The following is a 16,237-nucleotide window of genomic DNA, read 5'->3' as shown; positions in this document are numbered from 1 at the left end:
TTACCTCCTTTCTTTAGTTTTTCTGGGATTGGTTTATTGCATAGTTTTTCCATCCTTCATAAGCACTCTTGTTGTAAGCCATTTGCAAAATGTCATCTAAACAGATATCGCTTAAAACCAAATCTGAAGGCATAGAAAAAACGTCGGTCAACATCGAATAGACATCGACCCACGTTTCAACTAAGAGCTTTGGCATTTTTACTTTTGAAGCTTTTTTTCTTTATTTGCTTTTTCAAATTCTTTTTGATAAGCATCGCGTGCTTGTTTGAACATCATCAATTGATAAGTATAGCTGGCAGTAGCCATATCAAAATCCCATTTATCGATAAATTCATCGAATGAAATATAATCAGTCATGTTCGCTTGGCGGTAAGCAATATACACAGCCTTTGCACCTTGAATAACAGAAATATCCATGGATCCTTTTCCCACAGTCATTTTTGCAAACTCGTCTGTGTTAAAATCTCTATTGATCATCAATAATTTCTTGATATTCAGTTTAGGTTCTAAATTCAAAATTGTTCCATCGTTTAGTTCAATTTTTGAGTAATCTTCGTTCATTTTGCTACCTCCGTTTTATATTTAAGCTTGTGTCGTTGTAGTAGTGGTTGTTGAACTCTTTTTAATCACATCAGCAGATAGATTCGTCATCCATTGATCTGTTAAGTCTTCTTCAAGTTCTGCAACAATTGCTTCATGATAGAATTTACCAAATTCATCTTGCATAACTTTTGTTTCTAGTTCTAACGCAGCTACTTCATCCGCGCCATTTTCAATAGAAAATGTTAATCCTGTATTTGAAGTGCATGCTAACATACCAACTAACTTGCTATTTTCTTCGAAGTCATCCACGATCTCTGCAGCAAGTGAGAAATCTTCGCCTACTGAATCAGGACCGTAAGAGTAAATGCCTGGTTTAATACGTTCATCTTGTTTCAATCCATTGAAACGTCGATAAACTTCCATCGGTACATGTGCAGTAATTGTTACCGTCATATTGATTGGTTTAGATTTTGATTTTACTTCTGTCGCTCCACATTTTTTAACCACCGTTTGCATTTCTGTTTCGCCATCTAATTGTCCGTTACAATCTGTTGCGATTGCATTTTCTGCGTTCTTAAAATTAAAAGCAATTCGTTTGATACTCACGTTATCAAACGTTGTTACTACAGTTGTTGTTTTAGCCATTGTTGTTCCCCCTATTTATTTAATTTATCGAATTGACGAATCAGAAGTTCTGTAATTGGATCAAGCGCAAGACCTAATCCTCTTCTCATGAATTCGTCTGGCTGATTTCTTTTAGAAGTACCTATCCCCAAATCAGGATATTTTAAATACTCAAATTTTCTTGTAGGTCTAATGATGAAACCCAAATTAATATATTGAGTCTTAAGTGGACGACTATTTTTTGCGTGTTGGTGCCCTCTTCTTAAATCTGCTTCAGAAACAGGAATTTTTTCCGTAATCCTATCCGCTGCAATATCTGAACCTTTTGATTTCAATGCTTCGTTAATCAGTCGTTCGCTCTCGCTTGAATAGCGTTCCATCCGCACAAGAAGTTCATCATGTCCATTTATTTTTAGCTCCCAACTATTTTTAGCCATAACAATCACTCTTCAATAATCGTCTAAACGTAAATACCAATTGATCGATATAGCGATCTTGATTTTCTAGTTTTAAATGGTTGGGATCCATTCTCTGAAAACGAATCGAACGATTTTGAATCAATGAAATAATATCTAGTGAATCTCCTGTTAAATCTTCTCTATTTTCTGAATAGAAAGTTAGATATAGATTTTGACCCACGCTATATTTTGGTTCAGTGGTCATTTCTATTTCTCCTGTTTCGAGAATGAAGTAATTAAAATCATCAGGTAGCTCATCCTCGCCAACAGAGTCTTGAAAGAGTTTGAGCTTAAAATGTTCTTCTAAGGAAGTTTTGATAGCAGAAATTTGATTATTTAAACGTTCTTTTTCTTTAGAATTATCAATCACCATATTCACCCACACTTTCAAGATAAAAATAGATATAAAAATTATCGTAATCGGCATAGATAACGTTGTAACGCATACTATCGATTACGATAAAATATTGATCTTTATTAAATTTCTTGGCGATTGGATGAAATGGAGTCTTTACTTTCTTAGTTAATTTCGATCCCATCGCATCCATAGCTGTTATATCACTATCTCTCATGGAAAGATTTCTAAATTTTAAAGAAGTAATTTCTGTATCTTCTACACCAATCTTTTTTCCTAATTCATTTCTTTTTGTGGTTTGCGTCAAAATCTTTAACCAACCATCGTTGAACGTTTCTTCGAGTCTACGATTATTCGCCATTCCCATCACCTGCAATATATTCTTGTAGCGCATAATGTTGAATGAAACCTAATAACTCACTAGCAAAATTTTGTTCAAACTCATCTAAAGCACGATTCCAGTCGTATCTACATCTTTCGATTAGCAATCCGTATTCTAAGCTTTCAGGAGAAAAAGAAAGAGTTGTACTCACTTTACTTTGAAGATAAACAGCATTTTTAGCTATCATCTTTTTAATTGACTCATCTTCTTCGTCCCAAGTAACGTAAATATTATCCTTCACAGCTGTGAGCAATTCTTCAGTCACTTGTTCAGACGTCATCTAACCACCGCCTTAATTGCTTTAGCATATGCGTAAGAGCATTTTTTCTTGTTTACAAATGATAAATCTTCATCAAAAGGCGTGGAAGTCACATATCTCCCTTTGAAAAATAAATCTTCGTCAGCTGTTGTTACTCCAGCATTGTGCAAGATTTTTACTTCTTTAACTTTTTCTATTGGATCAGTAGCAAAACAAAAGTCTAATTCCTTGTGAACTTTAGGACCAATATTGAAATACATCATGTTCCAAAGCTGTGCCCACATCTCGGCTGTCCAGATTTGTATATTTGTTTTTTGCCCTCTAAGGTAGCGATATAGCCGATTAGAATCTAGATAAACTTTTTTCCAATAATTCGCTTTAGGACGGTTAATAACCCACTGTGCGCCTCCTGAATTAGCGTTTATAGTTTCCAAAGATTCTACTGTAACATTTACAATGTTTGCCATATCTTTTAGAATATTTTCTCCGTTTTCACAGCTTCTAATATAATCAAGACTTAGATAACTACAGCAGTCACTACAATACCAAACATCATCTTTAGAAGGCAATTTGCGCAAATTAATTCTTTTATTGAAAATGACATCCGAATCGATATAGAAATATCGGTCGTCCTCACGCGAATAATCTTCTTCTAAATATTTCCACCATAAATATGGTTTAATCGAAGGAATATACTCTTTGTCGTCCCGCAGATCGTCGTACACATGAACTTCAACGCCATATTCCTTCTCAAAAAAAATAGGAATCTGATCATCGTGTCTGCTGAAAAGCAATACGATATCTTTGATTCCTAGTTTCTTCAGATTAGTTAAACAAACTTCAAGCTCCCATTTAAACCGATTGATTGCCGGCTGACAAAGAATATACTTCATTCTGATCACCTACGCTTGTGTTGTAGTTGTTGTGGTTGTTGGTTTTGTAGTTATAGTAGTAGTTCCCAAAGCGCTAATATCTAACACAATGAAACTATCGTTACGTTTAGGTTGTCCATTTGCATATTGTTTAGCTAGATAAATGCGTTCGTCTTCAACAAAATGGTATTCATCTGAAGCTTCAATTTTTAGTGTAGATACTACACCCATAAAGTAATCTGAAGCTACCCCAATAACTGCTTTTCCTTCTGGCACAGCTGTTGACTGCAAGTCTGAAACTGGTACTGGCAATACTTGTACATATTCTCCATTAGCAGTCAGTACAGTCTTAGCTGGGAATACTTTAGACCAGTAATCAGTTGGATTCACAATTAGGACCACATCAGAAGGATTCACATTACGATAAATCGGATCATCTACACCTTCGATATTGAATTTCGATAGTCGCGCCATCAAACCGCCCATAGTTGCAGCATCTAAAGCTGTAATAGGTTCTGCTGTTTTTTCAGCATATTCTCCGCTAGTTTGTTTACTCATATCACGCATCATTCCGACTGGCATATCTTTACCAGTACCATCAACAATTGCTTGTTCTAATGCAATTCTCAATGATTCTACTAAAACAGTACGGACATAACGATCTAACCATACTGGACCTAAGTCAAGCATTGCCTTACATACAGGAATATAACCTGATAGCTTGAACTGCTTCATGTTAATTACGTCAAAGCCATTATCTAAAACTTTTTTAACAGCTTCGCAAAGTTTACCCCACCATGCTGGATTGACTCCACGTGACACAATCCATTCTGTTACACCAGTTGTGTTAACAAAAGTAATTTTTTGCAATAGTGGATGAGATTGTTCTAGATCTTCAAATACAGTAGCTGGTACTAATTCTTCAACCCCTGCAAAACCTTCGTTATTCACCACTTTGTTATAGAATTTTGTTTCTTGCGTAGTTAACACACGCTGACCACGATTCATTAATACTAATTGATCTTGATTTTTTGCTGTTGCTTCTTCTAAAATTTTATCCTGAATTTCCTTAGATAAACTTACCATAGCTGCACTAAAAGATTCTTCGTTACCATCTTTAAAAGCTTTCATCAATTGGTCACTTGCAGCTGTTACACCTTTTAAATTTTTAACTGTCATTATTTTGCATCTCCTTGTCCAAATGTTTTGTTTAATGCTGCTGTAAATGCAGCAATTTTTTCCGTTCTTTTTTCTTCAACGTCATTCAAAATTTCTTCGACGCTTTGTTCTTTCTTGGCTTCAGTACCTGCGCTATTTTCTGCATCGATAATTTCATCGACCAACCCATAACTCAAAGCTGTTTCTGCATCCATAAACGATTCTTTTTCAAGAAGTTCTTGCAATACTTCATCTGTGCCGTTGAATCTTGTTTTATATGAAGCCTTTACAGACTTATCAATTGATTCCAATTGATCAGCAATCGTGCGGAAGTCATCGACATTTCCTTCTCCATATGTGGAAGCGCGGTGAATCATCAATTGTGCATTGTTGTAAATTTTTACAGTATCGCCAGCCATTGCGATAATTGAAGCAGCACTAGCGGCTAATCCGTTAATCACAACGTTGATTTTTGCTTTATTTGACTTAAGTAAGTTCCCAATAGCAATCCCTTGAAATACGTCTCCACCGTTTGAATTAATCACTACTTCAATTTCTTCTTGATCACCTAGACTATCCAAAATATTTTTGATTCCCTTGTCAGTATTCCCTTCAAAGAACCAACTAGAACCAATAAATCCCTGAATAAAAATTTGCGGTACTGCGCCTTCATTCTTTACTGCTAGAAATGTTTTCATTGTCGTCATTCGCCTCACCTCCTTTCGATACTTGTTGGTTGTTTTTAGTTATAAATATTTCATCTGCCATCGCCTTATCAGAGCGATCATTTCCAACGCGTTCTCTTCCTTCGTTGATTGTAAATACCCCATTTCTAATGCCGACATCAATAGCGTCAACCAAATCTTTGAAGCTAGTAATCTTGATCATAGTTGTATCAACACGTACAAAATTCCCTGACAAGTATTCTTCTGCTTCATAGAGACTAGCGTTAAACGCATCCTGAATAAGTTCAGCAATTGGAATGATTTCGAACATTAAAAAAGCGTCCACTTGATCCGATAACCCACTCATGTCTCCCTTTAGTAGGTTTTTCGGAACGTGAAACGCTGCTGCTGTCATCTCAAAGATGTCATCTATTAAGTTTTTTATATCTCTCGAATTGCTTTGGAAGTTTCCGCTGAAATCTTCTAATGTGTACTCATTTTGTAATTGAAATACCGCACCTGCATTATCAGCTTCCATAAAAGCCTTAAATTGTGATGTCATCATTTTATTGATTTGGTCTTGGGTTGTATTGTCTTGCGATCGGAACAAATTACCTTTCAGTACGTATCTGCGAGCGTTAGAACGTTTGTAAACATTCATAGCACTAGAAATGAGTTTCCCATACGCTTGATAATACGCATCGACTAGTTGCCTAATTTGTTGATCTGCGTATTTTATATAGATAACATCACTTTCTAGAAATTCTCTATCAAGAACTATATTATTAATTTGCACTTGAGAAAACACATCATCTTTCAATGCATATTCTGTGACATCCCAACTATCCGCAATAAATATTTCGCTAGAATTATTAGACGGAGAAACGATCAATACTTCATTGTAGAATATTAATCTCCTGATCAGTTTTTTTCTAAATTCTGTTGCATTATTTTTCTTATTAGGAGCTACATTCAGCCTATAGTACAGATTATTCTTTTTATTTTTTCCATCTTCATATGACTTGAATTCTGCTTTACTCATCGCATTTGCAATCAAATCAATACAAGTTTCAATCGCAAATTTTCGATACACAAAATCAACTTGCAATTTACAAAAGTATTCTTCTAAAGGAACCGTTGCTTTTTTTGTGAAGTATCCTACCGCCTTTTGAAAAATCCCCACTTTCTCACCTCCTTTCAAGTTAGAATACTAGAGGAGTAAATCCAGTTCCTGTATTTTCTACTAAGCTATTTGTGACTGTTACAGGAGCAGAATCATAAATATCATCTAAAAAATTCAAACCATGAAGGAATGAAAAAAAGCCATCCGTTTTTCTAGTCTCAGGTTCTATTTTTTCATAACGTATATTCCCATTAGAAATATGCTCTTCATATACATTCATGCAATACCAACGCATAATTGCATCATCGCCAAAATATAAACGTTGATTAATAAAAAGGTCATCAACCAGATCTTTTAACATACCATGTGTAGCAGATCCGCTTCGAACAATTTCCACAGTAAAACCGGCTTCTTCTAAAGCGGGCTTCAATATTTTTGCACGGTACATATCCATAGCGATTTTTTTAATGTAATATTTATTACTCATTTCAAGAAACCAACCTACAATATAATCAGCTTCTATATTTTTTCCGTGAACGATCTGTGATTTACCTTGAGCTATAGAAATATCTATAACCTCTCGTTTTATGTTTTGTAATCGAAGAGCTGATTCGTGGATAAAAGTATGTTGTGTAAAATACACATCTTTATCATATTTTCCTAGCAACCCAACGCTGGCAAAATCTCGTCTATCAGCAAAATCGACTGTTCCTATCACTTCATCCATTTTTTCAGGAAATTCTTTTTCTTTCGTATGCAGAACATCATCATATGAAGCAACAGCAAATCGTGTATCTTCCATAGGTCTGTTCATTCGTTTTGTCATGAACGTAAGTCTTAAACCAGCATTACGTTGCATTTGAGAGTATTCTTGAAACATTTTACGTTTTAAATCTGCATTGTTATTAATGGTTGGACAAGCTTTTTCCCACATGTCGGGATCATCAACTTCATTATCGTTATCCAAGCGACAAATAAATGGAAACAAACTAGAAAATTCTACTCCATCCTTGTCAATTCCAAGTTCTCCAGAAAGAATCATTTTTGATTCTTCTATAATGTCATCAAGCGGACCACCACGAACATGGCCATTAGTTGTATCATAAAATTCTCTATAATCTCGAATTTTACCACCACCAGAAGTAGCCACATTTATCATTGAGTAATCTTCATTTTCATGAATTTCATCAAAGCGGTTTGCTCCCGGTCGTTTCCCATCTTTTGTTCTAGCATTTGCCGTGTTATAACGAAGCTTGCTATTTGTAGCGATATTTTGAATAACTTCCTTCGTCGCTTTAAATACTTTTTTATCTAAATCAGGATGATCTTTAATTACTTTAAATACATCATCAAAACTAGTCTTTGCTTGGCTCTCATTATTGGCATAGATATCAATATCATAATTTTTAATACCGTGTTTAGCGGTTAATAGAAAGAAGTTGTTCCAAGAAGCAAAACCAGTTTTACCATTACCACGTCCCATTAATGAAAGATATCTATTGAACACTAGCGTTTTATCTTTTTTCCATCGAACACCATAAATAAAACATTGTAGAAATTTTTCCCACGGAATTAATTCGAATGGAAAGTATTGTGCTGGTATATTGATTGAATCCTCTACCATCTGCTTATCGAAGTAAATATCTTCTCTAGTAAAAACTCTTTCTTCTAGGTACTTCTTGAGCAATAATTGCTCTTTGCATACCTTGACAGTGCCTTCTTCTATAGCTTTGAACCAATTTTCAATATGCTTATAACTCAGGAATTGATTCATTTGCTTCACCTACCAATTCAGGAGTAATAGCAAGTTTATCCAACATCAATCCCATTTGTTTGTTAACAGAAACAAGCAACGCTACTGATTCATTCTTTTTACCATTCTCCAGTCTAATGCCGTTCTCGGATATATCTTCTTCCAGTGATATCGCCGTTTCCCATAAACTGATATAACGATCAACATTATCTAAGAATGGCTCAATATTTGTTTTCTGACTTTCCAATTGGCTTATTAAAGAGCGGCGTAATTTTTCTCTGTAGCGATTTTGAGACAATTCGTTTTTAAACATTTTAACCCTCCTTTCATGATAAAGTTCGAAAAAATCTCTTTTCCTGACAGCCCCCTCCGTTTCATCACCCCCAAAAAAATTTGCGATTTATTTTAAGGGGGGGTTATCTCACCATCGGAATGAAAGCTTCAGCGAAGTCAATGTAATAATTAATCTCTTCAATGCTATATCCGAAAACATTTTTTATTCTTTCAATATTATTATCTTTATTTAACGCTTCTCTTACTTGGTTCACTTTGTATTTGCTACAACAGTTATCTGATAACAGATCTCTAATACCTACATAGCGAACGTATATCAAACGTTTAATTAATCCTTGTGTATAAGATGAATACTCTTCAATCTTTTCTGTGTCATACTCTCTGCCATTGTCATTGATGACCATGCACTTACCACCTTTCACTTGCATCGAAGTTATCAAAGCTTTCTATCTTCTTCTCTTGTTTATCCAATGCTGTAAGATATCTGCCATGAACTTCATTATGATGTTCAACACATAAACAAATAAGATTATCTAAATCTAAAGCTAAGTCAGGTCTATCCTTGACTTCCTTTATATGATGAATGTTCTCTACTCTATGATACTTACCAAGTCTTCTACACTCCTGGCATTCATAGTGATCTCGCTTCATCGCTTTCTCTCTAAGCCTGCGCCATTTAGGAGACTGATAGAACTTAACCAAACGATCTTCTCTTATCAACTGTAATAACCATCTATAGAATTCCTCGGTCATATTCCGTCTCCTTTCGAGCAAAATAAAAAGACCACTCAAAGAGTGATCTTCTTATCAATAATTATTAACTTCTCGATTCTCTTACAGAATCATCATTACTTTTAAAAGTACAAATTTTGACAATTATCCAAATTAAGTAAACGGTGTCCCACGATACAATTATAAATAGAAAGAACCATATTATTAAACCCATACACTTTATAAAAAATGGCATATTAGGAATAACGAAACAATAAAAAACAGATAAAATCAATAAAAAAAGATTGAATATAAAAGCATTTCTCATTCTATTGATTAAAAATGTATATATATCATTATCTAAATCATATTTTTGAGCTTTTTTAAAAAAAATGGACTCTTCCTTCAAACTCATCAATAAACCAATTAATACTCCCAAAACGCCTAAGGTAATTGAAGAAAAAGAAATTGTATCACTTATAGCTCCACGAATACTCAACATATATTTTTTATTATATGCAACTAATACAATAATACATAAAATAATATCAATAACATATCTTAAATAGTCAATCTTATCAAGTAAATTCCCCTTAGTAAATATTACTTTGGTTTTTTTGCCAAAATTCATTTGATCACCTTATTTTTTATTATTATTAGGTAATAATCTTATTAATTTTCTTTGCATATATTGACTCGAATTAAAATAATTCTGTTCTTTAAATCCATTATATATATATTCCGCTCCTATTGTGGATCTATTTTTCACATCTAGAATAATTTCGGAAGATAATCTAGGGGTCAATAAATCAATATATTCTATCGAACTCTCTATATCTTTTCTAGTTGCGATATGCATCGCCACATTTGAATCGTCTTTCTCACTTAGTCTCATAACATCTTCAATCATAGTTCTAACTTCTTTTTTATCTAGCGTATCTTTTTTTCTGATTTAGCCATCGATAGCGTCAACTCAAAATTTACTCCGTGAATTTCGTTAAGAGCATCGATAGTTTTATTTAACAATTGGGAATTAAGATCTGAATCCGCTATGGCATTATAATCAGCACCTTTAATTGTAACTTTTCTATAAATTTCATTATTCAAAACTTTATTAATAGCATTAGAATCAATTACTGGTGATAAATGTACCACATATGGAATATCACCATCAGAAGTTCCATTAATTTTATTCACTTTTTGTCTTAAACCGGTTAAGGCCAGTGCTATTTGTTTAGTAGTCAATCCATAAAAATTACTTTGAACTATAAGAGCTTGCACTTTAGGATCATAAACCAACAAGTTAAATTCACCTAAATATTCATCGTCGGCTAAATTAATATCTTCTTTATCATGATTAATCCGTTTCCGAGAAGGAATATTTTTTGATCTTAACTTAGATAACTGAATGTAGTATATATCATTAGAACTATCGTAATCACAGCTATTCCATTCTAAATCTGATATTTCATCTCCTAAAAATACTGATGCATCAAAAGTTTTTTTATTATTTAAAATTGCATCTAAAAATTTCTTCATATCCCATTTTACCAAATCATTGTTTTCAATAATTAATTGAGGCTCAAAATAATTAAAACGGATTTTTTGCTTTGCCATTTAAATACTCTCCTTATGTAGTTAATATCTGCTACATTAATTAAATCAAAAAGAAGTCAAGAAAACAATCGCTTTCTAAACTTCTTTTCTAGCAGATATAATCATAAGGATTATGACAATAAGATATCACGAACTTACGTTCCCGTCAATGACCAATAATAGACAGCAATGGATGATAGATAATAAGAACAATTTAGAAGGAGTTGAAATTCACATCCTTATTCTTAATATTTCCGCTACTGTCTATCGAAGCATAATTGTGAAACAATAATAAAACGATGTTCCTTTTATTATTATTTTGTCTTAGACCTATCACTAATCTTTCGACACTACCATAATATCACTGGTAAATAGCTAAAAACCGCCATCATTCCGCCAAAAAACCGCCAAATTATTTATAAGCAATTATTCTTCCGTGTTTATATGCTTCTGCAAACTCTATTAGAGCTTCCGACTTCATCCGTTGTATACTTCTTTCTGAATAACCCACTTCACGGCTAATTCTGTAGTTTGAGAAGCTATCTGGCACACAAAAGCTGTAGTAGAGTATCTGACGACTAATCAGACTAAGTGCCATCAAAGCCGCTAGAATCGCATCTCTCTCTGCTTCTATATCCATCATCTGAATGATCGCGTCCTCTGCCTTATTGCCGTGCTTCGGCGCCTTCGGCATATCCGTAATAATCGGCGACTTAATATCTATCAAAGAGCGACCTGCCATCCGCTCCAAACGCCGAAAGTTCTTCAGCACATCTCTCGCATTACATCTTGTCTGTTTGAAATCTACCTCTCGTAACAATTGCATCAAGTCAAACCGCTCCTTTTATGTGATATAATAAACTTGTCGGATTTATTACATCAGTCGGAGCGATCCGGCTTTTTTATTTGTCATTGATTAGTTCCATATCCACCAATCTCGCTACAGCTAAATTCTCTTTGCTTTTCGCTAACCACTTGTCACATTCCATCGTGTTTTCAATGCGAATGATTGCTGAGTGATTATAGACGTGTTCTACATATCCACGAAACGGATAAATGAACTCTTCTGCTTCACAGCGAACCATGTCACCGACTTTGAATTTTGGTTTCTTACGTGTTTTAGGTTTCTTTGTCGGCATATCTAGCATTAAACCGCCGATACCATGACTACTAGCGTAAAATCCGTCTTTTATTTTCATTCTTTTTCCTCCAATCGAATTGACAATGTTTTCGCAGATGGTGATTCTGCTTTTTTTAACTGCACTATATCTTTATTTGCTGATCTTTCATCAAAATACTTCTTTGCTCTCTTCTTGTTTTTTGTAAAAACAGGTTTGCTATCATTCCAGTGATGAAAATAAACTTTCTTAAACGAACCATCTGTGTAATCGAACAGATAAAATGCTATTTTGAACATTCATTCCGCTTCCTCCAAATCACTCGACTTCACGAATACACCATATACCATTTTCCCTGTGCGTCCTTTGATTTCGTTGTATGCTTGGTTCAGACACTCGTACAAATCCATATCATTTTGCATAGCTAAAATAATCAAGGTTACTACTACGTCTCCAATTCCGTCTCTTAAACCATGTTCATCTTTTCTAGCTAGAGAAGCGGCAACTTCCCCAATCTCTTCGATCGTTTTTAACATTTGCTTGCTGGAATCAGCTTGATCCAATCCCTTATCTTTAGCCCACTGCTCTACTTTTGTGATTAGTTCGTCCATTATTCATTCTCCTTTATATATTTAAGTTGGATAATACAACTTGTAACAAATGAAGCTAATGTTAAAATTGTGCCGATTGGTGTTAAAAAACCGCTTTTTATCGTATTAATTAATATAGCTACAAATATCGTTATATAGAATAAAATGTGAATTGACGCTAACATTAAATTAAACATCTAGTCCTCCTCGAAATACTCATTCAGTATCTCTCTATACTTTTCTACAAATTTGAAACGATCTTGATGAAGTTTCTTGCTCCAATTTGTTTGCCGATCCAGCTCACGCATCTGATCGAACCCTTTTTGAATTTCGTTGTAATAGAATTCAATGTTTGCTGCTGCTTTCCAATGCCTGCTACTTCGCACTCCTGCTCCTGTTTCAGCCATTTCCAACTTAACTAATTCCGCTCGTTCTTTTGATTTTTTGTCTTTCTGAATCTTCATCATGATTTTCTTGAGGATGATATCACTGTATTGTGTAATGAGATCCATTATTTCTCCTCCACATACCTAAACTGTCGTCCCTTTGAATCAATCCATAAGCTCCTAGCTCTATCCCAGATAATATTTTTGCTCAGACCAGTAATTTCAGATAACTGTTCAGCAGTACCTGTTACTAGAATTCGATCACCATGCCAGATTGCAATTTTTCTCGGCGTTCTCCGTTTGGTTTTTTCAGCCCACATTGATTTGCCGAGCTTTTGGACTTCTGCAACTATTTCTTTGTCTTCTTGCCAATTCTCAGAATGTGTCAGTTCGATGATTCGTTTCATTGTTGCTTTCTTATCCACGCTCATTCCTCCAATCGATGGATTTCCCTTCTTAAATTTTCTATGTGCAAATCGATTGCCTTTCTAGCCGTTTCATTGACCATCACTGCCTTTGTTCGTTCCAGATCGTCAATTTCACGTTGAATGCTTCGAATACGCATTTGAATCACTTCTTCTGTTGTCATGATGGACCACCTCGTTAAAAACGCTCTTCCTTGAACGTATTCCGATATTTTTTAGCTAATATCAACGGCACTTGATATTGATGACAAAACAACTTTGCCTTGATCTTAAAGTCTTTTGTCTGCATTCCTTTAACATCTACGACTTTGACAAGTTTGCCGTTTTTATAAAATGTGAAGTCAGGAATATACTCGATCTTGCGATACTTCTTTCCGTCTAGTTCAAATTTCGGCATTAGCTCAAATCTTTCCTGAAGTTTTACTTTCCAGCCGTTAGCTTCAGCTTGCCACAAGGCTAGATCGTAATACTCTGCTTCCGCTATAGAATCAAACTTGATACCTCGATGAACAGTTTTTTTATTACGGTATTTATTCATGCGATACTACCTTTCACTGGTTTTATACGCTTGTCTGCTGTTTGTTGGAATTTCAGCGCATAACCTTCTGAATTCTTAAATATCCTAGAAACAATTCTTTCGCCGTAGGCTTCTCTTAGTTCGGGACCAGATAAGTTTGTTGTGATGATCGTTGCCTTGTTCTGTCTGGCTTCCAAGAGCGTGTTTAACGTATTGTTTGTAAACTGCCTACTATTTGATACCCCACTACCTAATTCAGCTCCAATATCGTCAAAAACCACCAAATCAGTTGTTTTAATATCGGCTATAAGCGATCCTTCAATTTCTTTTCTCAGTTCAGCATTGTTATAAGAGAACTTTATTTGTTCTAATAATTCTTGATAGCTTATAAAAAGTATTTTCTTGTCATAATTTGAGCGCTCAAGTATTTCCCAAGCTGTCGCCATTGACAAGTGGCTTTTTCCGCTTCCTGATTTCCCTGATAGAATGAAATGTGCAGGATGGTTCAGTAGGACATCATTTACATAGCTTTTAGCTCTTTCTAAAGCAATTTTCGTTTCTTGATCCACTACGTGATAATTTTCCATTTTGCATTTAAACAAAGTTTTATCTGTTAATACCGAACCATTTTGAAAAAAACTCAATGCTCGCGCTTTTAAGCTGTCGTTATATATCCGTTCGGTCTGTATATCCTCTTTCACACGTAACGCTTTATAACCACAACTCATGCATGTTGGTTTACAGCGTTCTGAACCATCCTTATTTTTAGCTCGCCAACTATACAAAGGTTCGCTACATTCTGGACATTTTCCGCTTTGCACTAATACTCTTCTTATTAGCTTCTCCATAGCATTTGCTAGGCTTTCCATGTGATGCATCTCCTTTTTAAATTGGCAAGTCGTCATATTCACTAGGATTGCTGTACTGTAGTTTTTGACTTTGCTTTTTATGATTCTTCTTGTCTGCTTTGATTTCGAATTTGAGCTTCTCAAATTTTTCTCTCAATTTCTTAGCACTTCTAATATTTCCAAACCAAAATTCATTTGTAGGTAGCCAATTGATCACATACTCAATCGCTTCTATAGACGCTTTATCTCTTTCTTCCATCAACCTGATTGTGTCTGCCCATTTTTCGATATCTACTTTGTTCATTTCTTTTGGAAAATCTTCAGTTAAATTCCTTTGCATTTTTTTAGCAAGGCGTAAGTGTTCGTCAGAATACTTACCTTTCTTTTCTTCTTTATCTATATCTTTATCTTCTTCTATATCTTTATCTGTACCCTCACGTGACGTCACGCTAACGTCATTTTCCAATTTGAGACGTTCCTGTCTCTTTCTTTCCCTGTATTTACGGTTTCTTTCAGCATTTTTTAGCCTTACTTTATCCATACCCTCGATATTTTGATGTTTTTCCCAATTACTGATGGCAATTAGTCCATCACTGCTTAGATCAATCATGTTGAAATTTGCCAATGTAGTTAGCGCTAAGCGAACCGTATTTACGTTTTTGCCAAACAATGTAGCAAGCATTTCTTCGGTATAAGGCATGTTCCTCTGGATATATATCAGACCATCGTCGTTAGTCTTTCCTGCTAAAACTAGTAATCGAATCCATATAACGATGATGGCATCCGACTCAGGAACAGCTTGGATTAATCGTATTTTTTCATCGTCAAACATAGTAGTTTTAAGTTTGATCCAACTTATCTCAGCCAAATTTATCCTCCTATCCTTAACTTTTTAATCGTTTCATGACTTAACTTGATCCCTTTGATTTGATATTTATTTTTGAAATTGATCACACCTATATTGTGTTTCTCCGTGTGATGAATCCTGCAGAGTGCTGCAAATGTGTACTCTGAATGATCAACTTCTTTGCGCTTTCGTCTTCCTAGCGCTTTGTCAAAGTGATCGATGTCAGCTCCTGTTTTGCCACAAATGCAGCAGACTCTTTTTGTGATGCATTTGTAGAAGTAATACTCTTGATTCGCTGGTAAAATCTCATAGCCTTCTTTGAAAGGAATATGATGTTCAAAGATAAAATCTAGGATGATATTCGCTAAGATATTGGCATCACTCACGGTTGTGCTCGATTCGTCTTTGAGGCTTATTTTGCGCCCTGTGACACCTTCGAAACGGAAGTAGAAGAATTCCTTCCAGAAGTCCGGTGGCATGCCTGTATCGATGAAAATATCGCCTATAAGTGCATAGATAAAGTTTCGTTGCTGTACGGTGAATCGACGTGGATCAATAAAACGAATTTCAATGATTCGATCGCCATCGTAACCGTCATACATTGTTTTCAGCCGTTCGATATTTACTTCTTCATTGATCGTTGCACCAATGTCGTTACCTTTAAATTTCTTTAGTACCGCCGAGTATGAATCTATTAGTGGTTTAAACACTCA

At 34.9% G+C, this 16,237-nt stretch carries 29 protein-coding genes; all 29 read right to left on the bottom strand.

The window, feature by feature from the left end; all coding sequences use genetic code 11:
- Positions 1–13 precede the first annotated feature (13 nt).
- The gene (locus EHR_RS14695) at positions 14–196 is read right to left on the bottom strand and encodes a hypothetical protein (protein ID WP_002305377.1); all 183 of its coding nucleotides are present in this window, start codon (positions 194–196) and stop codon (positions 14–16) included.
- 2 nt (positions 197–198) lie between these two features.
- Positions 199–561 carry a hypothetical protein gene (locus EHR_RS08990; protein ID WP_010737859.1) on the bottom strand — a complete coding sequence of 121 codons (363 nt, stop codon included), beginning with the start codon at positions 559–561 and terminating at the stop codon, positions 199–201.
- Positions 562–582: 21 nt separating this feature from the next.
- Positions 583–1,188 carry a hypothetical protein gene (locus EHR_RS08985; RefSeq protein WP_002318244.1) on the bottom strand — a complete coding sequence of 202 codons (606 nt, stop codon included), beginning with the start codon at positions 1,186–1,188 and terminating at the stop codon, positions 583–585.
- 11 nt (positions 1,189–1,199) lie between these two features.
- The gene (locus EHR_RS08980) at positions 1,200–1,604 is read right to left on the bottom strand and encodes a hypothetical protein (protein WP_010737860.1); all 405 of its coding nucleotides are present in this window, start codon (positions 1,602–1,604) and stop codon (positions 1,200–1,202) included.
- On the bottom strand, positions 1,597–1,998 hold the full coding sequence (locus tag EHR_RS08975; protein ID WP_010737861.1) for a hypothetical protein: 402 nt from the start codon (positions 1,996–1,998) through the stop codon (positions 1,597–1,599). Before EHR_RS08975 ends, EHR_RS08980 begins: the two co-directional genes overlap by 8 nt.
- Positions 1,988–2,341: a phage head closure protein gene (locus EHR_RS08970; protein ID WP_002286522.1), complete on the bottom strand. Its 354-nt coding sequence runs from the start codon at positions 2,339–2,341 to the stop codon at positions 1,988–1,990. Before EHR_RS08970 ends, EHR_RS08975 begins: the two co-directional genes overlap by 11 nt.
- Complete coding sequence (locus tag EHR_RS08965; RefSeq protein WP_010737862.1) at positions 2,331–2,642, bottom strand: hypothetical protein; 312 nt, start codon at positions 2,640–2,642, stop codon at positions 2,331–2,333. The genes EHR_RS08970 and EHR_RS08965 overlap by 11 nt, the downstream gene beginning before the upstream one ends.
- Entirely contained in the window at positions 2,639–3,514 is an 876-nt protein-coding gene (locus EHR_RS08960; protein ID WP_010737863.1) for a hypothetical protein, read from the bottom strand. Before EHR_RS08960 ends, EHR_RS08965 begins: the two co-directional genes overlap by 4 nt.
- A 9-nt stretch (positions 3,515–3,523) precedes the next feature.
- On the bottom strand, positions 3,524–4,672 hold the full coding sequence (locus EHR_RS08955; protein ID WP_010737864.1) for a phage major capsid protein: 1,149 nt from the start codon (positions 4,670–4,672) through the stop codon (positions 3,524–3,526).
- Positions 4,672–5,358 (bottom strand): head maturation protease, ClpP-related, encoded by a 687-nt coding sequence (locus tag EHR_RS08950; protein ID WP_010737865.1) that lies wholly within the window; start codon positions 5,356–5,358, stop codon positions 4,672–4,674. The genes EHR_RS08955 and EHR_RS08950 overlap by 1 nt, the downstream gene beginning before the upstream one ends.
- Complete coding sequence (locus EHR_RS08945) at positions 5,321–6,499, bottom strand: phage portal protein (RefSeq protein ID WP_010737866.1); 1,179 nt, start codon at positions 6,497–6,499, stop codon at positions 5,321–5,323. The genes EHR_RS08950 and EHR_RS08945 overlap by 38 nt, the downstream gene beginning before the upstream one ends.
- A gap of 19 nt (positions 6,500–6,518) precedes the next feature.
- Positions 6,519–8,213: a terminase TerL endonuclease subunit gene (locus EHR_RS08940; RefSeq protein WP_010737867.1), complete on the bottom strand. Its 1,695-nt coding sequence runs from the start codon at positions 8,211–8,213 to the stop codon at positions 6,519–6,521.
- Positions 8,191–8,505 carry a P27 family phage terminase small subunit gene (locus EHR_RS08935; RefSeq protein ID WP_002286538.1) on the bottom strand — a complete coding sequence of 105 codons (315 nt, stop codon included), beginning with the start codon at positions 8,503–8,505 and terminating at the stop codon, positions 8,191–8,193. The genes EHR_RS08940 and EHR_RS08935 overlap by 23 nt, the downstream gene beginning before the upstream one ends.
- A gap of 103 nt (positions 8,506–8,608) precedes the next feature.
- On the bottom strand, positions 8,609–8,890 hold the full coding sequence (locus EHR_RS08930; protein ID WP_010737868.1) for a hypothetical protein: 282 nt from the start codon (positions 8,888–8,890) through the stop codon (positions 8,609–8,611).
- 4 nt (positions 8,891–8,894) lie between these two features.
- On the bottom strand, positions 8,895–9,239 hold the full coding sequence (locus EHR_RS08925) for an HNH endonuclease (RefSeq protein WP_010737869.1): 345 nt from the start codon (positions 9,237–9,239) through the stop codon (positions 8,895–8,897).
- A 64-nt stretch (positions 9,240–9,303) separates the two neighbouring features.
- Complete coding sequence (locus tag EHR_RS08920) at positions 9,304–9,828, bottom strand: hypothetical protein (protein WP_010737870.1); 525 nt, start codon at positions 9,826–9,828, stop codon at positions 9,304–9,306.
- 9 nt (positions 9,829–9,837) lie between these two features.
- On the bottom strand, positions 9,838–10,107 hold the full coding sequence (locus tag EHR_RS14460; RefSeq protein WP_014834551.1) for a hypothetical protein: 270 nt from the start codon (positions 10,105–10,107) through the stop codon (positions 9,838–9,840).
- A gap of 20 nt (positions 10,108–10,127) precedes the next feature.
- Positions 10,128–10,814, bottom strand: a complete 687-nt coding sequence (locus EHR_RS08915; protein ID WP_014834550.1) for a DUF6731 family protein — start codon at positions 10,812–10,814, stop codon at positions 10,128–10,130.
- A 391-nt stretch (positions 10,815–11,205) separates the two neighbouring features.
- Positions 11,206–11,619, bottom strand: coding sequence for an ArpU family phage packaging/lysis transcriptional regulator (locus EHR_RS08910; RefSeq protein WP_002304479.1), 414 nt, complete (start codon positions 11,617–11,619; stop codon positions 11,206–11,208).
- Between the two features lie 76 nt (positions 11,620–11,695).
- Positions 11,696–11,992: a hypothetical protein gene (locus EHR_RS08905; RefSeq protein ID WP_010737872.1), complete on the bottom strand. Its 297-nt coding sequence runs from the start codon at positions 11,990–11,992 to the stop codon at positions 11,696–11,698.
- A complete protein-coding gene (locus tag EHR_RS08900; RefSeq protein WP_010737873.1) occupies positions 11,989–12,210 on the bottom strand; it encodes a hypothetical protein in 222 nt (73 codons plus the stop codon). Before EHR_RS08900 ends, EHR_RS08905 begins: the two co-directional genes overlap by 4 nt.
- Complete coding sequence (locus tag EHR_RS08895) at positions 12,211–12,522, bottom strand: MazG-like family protein (RefSeq protein ID WP_010737874.1); 312 nt, start codon at positions 12,520–12,522, stop codon at positions 12,211–12,213.
- 176 nt (positions 12,523–12,698) lie between these two features.
- A complete protein-coding gene (locus EHR_RS08885) occupies positions 12,699–13,013 on the bottom strand; it encodes a DUF1140 family protein (RefSeq protein WP_002335860.1) in 315 nt (104 codons plus the stop codon).
- Positions 13,013–13,318: a hypothetical protein gene (locus tag EHR_RS08880; RefSeq protein ID WP_014834549.1), complete on the bottom strand. Its 306-nt coding sequence runs from the start codon at positions 13,316–13,318 to the stop codon at positions 13,013–13,015. Before EHR_RS08880 ends, EHR_RS08885 begins: the two co-directional genes overlap by 1 nt.
- The gene (locus EHR_RS08875; protein WP_002323911.1) at positions 13,315–13,476 is read right to left on the bottom strand and encodes an antitoxin; all 162 of its coding nucleotides are present in this window, start codon (positions 13,474–13,476) and stop codon (positions 13,315–13,317) included. The genes EHR_RS08880 and EHR_RS08875 overlap by 4 nt, the downstream gene beginning before the upstream one ends.
- A 14-nt stretch (positions 13,477–13,490) precedes the next feature.
- Entirely contained in the window at positions 13,491–13,850 is a 360-nt protein-coding gene (locus EHR_RS08870) for a DUF1064 domain-containing protein (protein ID WP_002321420.1), read from the bottom strand.
- Positions 13,847–14,698 carry an ATP-binding protein gene (locus tag EHR_RS08865; RefSeq protein ID WP_002323158.1) on the bottom strand — a complete coding sequence of 284 codons (852 nt, stop codon included), beginning with the start codon at positions 14,696–14,698 and terminating at the stop codon, positions 13,847–13,849. Before EHR_RS08865 ends, EHR_RS08870 begins: the two co-directional genes overlap by 4 nt.
- Positions 14,699–14,714: 16 nt before the next feature.
- The gene (locus EHR_RS08860; RefSeq protein ID WP_010737877.1) at positions 14,715–15,545 is read right to left on the bottom strand and encodes a phage replisome organizer N-terminal domain-containing protein; all 831 of its coding nucleotides are present in this window, start codon (positions 15,543–15,545) and stop codon (positions 14,715–14,717) included.
- Positions 15,546–15,547: 2 nt separating this feature from the next.
- Positions 15,548–16,234, bottom strand: a complete 687-nt coding sequence (locus EHR_RS08855; RefSeq protein WP_010737878.1) for a putative HNHc nuclease — start codon at positions 16,232–16,234, stop codon at positions 15,548–15,550.
- Between the last annotated feature and the right edge of the window lie 3 nt (positions 16,235–16,237).

This window comes from Enterococcus hirae ATCC 9790 (assembly GCF_000271405.2).
GTDB classification, from domain to species: domain Bacteria; phylum Bacillota; class Bacilli; order Lactobacillales; family Enterococcaceae; genus Enterococcus_B; species Enterococcus_B hirae.
The sequence above is the reverse complement of the archived record's forward strand: the minus strand, read 5'-3'. Positions and strand labels throughout refer to the sequence as shown.

Coding starts and splice junctions, on each gene's coding strand:
- EHR_RS14695 (WP_002305377.1), bottom strand. CDS start 196: ATGCCAAAGCTCTTAGTTGAAACGTGGGTCGATGTCTATTCGATGTTG.
- EHR_RS08990 (WP_010737859.1), bottom strand. CDS start 561: ATGAACGAAGATTACTCAAAAATTGAACTAAACGATGGAACAATTTTG.
- EHR_RS08985 (WP_002318244.1), bottom strand. CDS start 1,188: ATGGCTAAAACAACAACTGTAGTAACAACGTTTGATAACGTGAGTATC.
- EHR_RS08980 (WP_010737860.1), bottom strand. CDS start 1,604: ATGGCTAAAAATAGTTGGGAGCTAAAAATAAATGGACATGATGAACTT.
- EHR_RS08975 (WP_010737861.1), bottom strand. CDS start 1,998: ATGGTGATTGATAATTCTAAAGAAAAAGAACGTTTAAATAATCAAATT.
- EHR_RS08970 (WP_002286522.1), bottom strand. CDS start 2,341: ATGGCGAATAATCGTAGACTCGAAGAAACGTTCAACGATGGTTGGTTA.
- EHR_RS08965 (WP_010737862.1), bottom strand. CDS start 2,642: ATGACGTCTGAACAAGTGACTGAAGAATTGCTCACAGCTGTGAAGGAT.
- EHR_RS08960 (WP_010737863.1), bottom strand. CDS start 3,514: ATGAAGTATATTCTTTGTCAGCCGGCAATCAATCGGTTTAAATGGGAG.
- EHR_RS08955 (WP_010737864.1), bottom strand. CDS start 4,672: ATGACAGTTAAAAATTTAAAAGGTGTAACAGCTGCAAGTGACCAATTG.
- EHR_RS08950 (WP_010737865.1), bottom strand. CDS start 5,358: ATGACGACAATGAAAACATTTCTAGCAGTAAAGAATGAAGGCGCAGTA.
- EHR_RS08940 (WP_010737867.1), bottom strand. CDS start 8,213: ATGAATCAATTCCTGAGTTATAAGCATATTGAAAATTGGTTCAAAGCT.
- EHR_RS08935 (WP_002286538.1), bottom strand. CDS start 8,505: ATGTTTAAAAACGAATTGTCTCAAAATCGCTACAGAGAAAAATTACGC.
- EHR_RS08930 (WP_010737868.1), bottom strand. CDS start 8,890: ATGGTCATCAATGACAATGGCAGAGAGTATGACACAGAAAAGATTGAA.
- EHR_RS08925 (WP_010737869.1), bottom strand. CDS start 9,239: ATGACCGAGGAATTCTATAGATGGTTATTACAGTTGATAAGAGAAGAT.
- EHR_RS08920 (WP_010737870.1), bottom strand. CDS start 9,828: ATGAATTTTGGCAAAAAAACCAAAGTAATATTTACTAAGGGGAATTTA.
- EHR_RS14460 (WP_014834551.1), bottom strand. CDS start 10,107: ATGATTGAAGATGTTATGAGACTAAGTGAGAAAGACGATTCAAATGTG.
- EHR_RS08915 (WP_014834550.1), bottom strand. CDS start 10,814: ATGGCAAAGCAAAAAATCCGTTTTAATTATTTTGAGCCTCAATTAATT.
- EHR_RS08910 (WP_002304479.1), bottom strand. CDS start 11,619: ATGCAATTGTTACGAGAGGTAGATTTCAAACAGACAAGATGTAATGCG.
- EHR_RS08905 (WP_010737872.1), bottom strand. CDS start 11,992: ATGAAAATAAAAGACGGATTTTACGCTAGTAGTCATGGTATCGGCGGT.
- EHR_RS08900 (WP_010737873.1), bottom strand. CDS start 12,210: ATGTTCAAAATAGCATTTTATCTGTTCGATTACACAGATGGTTCGTTT.
- EHR_RS08895 (WP_010737874.1), bottom strand. CDS start 12,522: ATGGACGAACTAATCACAAAAGTAGAGCAGTGGGCTAAAGATAAGGGA.
- EHR_RS08885 (WP_002335860.1), bottom strand. CDS start 13,013: ATGGATCTCATTACACAATACAGTGATATCATCCTCAAGAAAATCATG.
- EHR_RS08880 (WP_014834549.1), bottom strand. CDS start 13,318: ATGAGCGTGGATAAGAAAGCAACAATGAAACGAATCATCGAACTGACA.
- EHR_RS08875 (WP_002323911.1), bottom strand. CDS start 13,476: ATGACAACAGAAGAAGTGATTCAAATGCGTATTCGAAGCATTCAACGT.
- EHR_RS08870 (WP_002321420.1), bottom strand. CDS start 13,850: ATGAATAAATACCGTAATAAAAAAACTGTTCATCGAGGTATCAAGTTT.
- EHR_RS08865 (WP_002323158.1), bottom strand. CDS start 14,698: ATGGAAAGCCTAGCAAATGCTATGGAGAAGCTAATAAGAAGAGTATTA.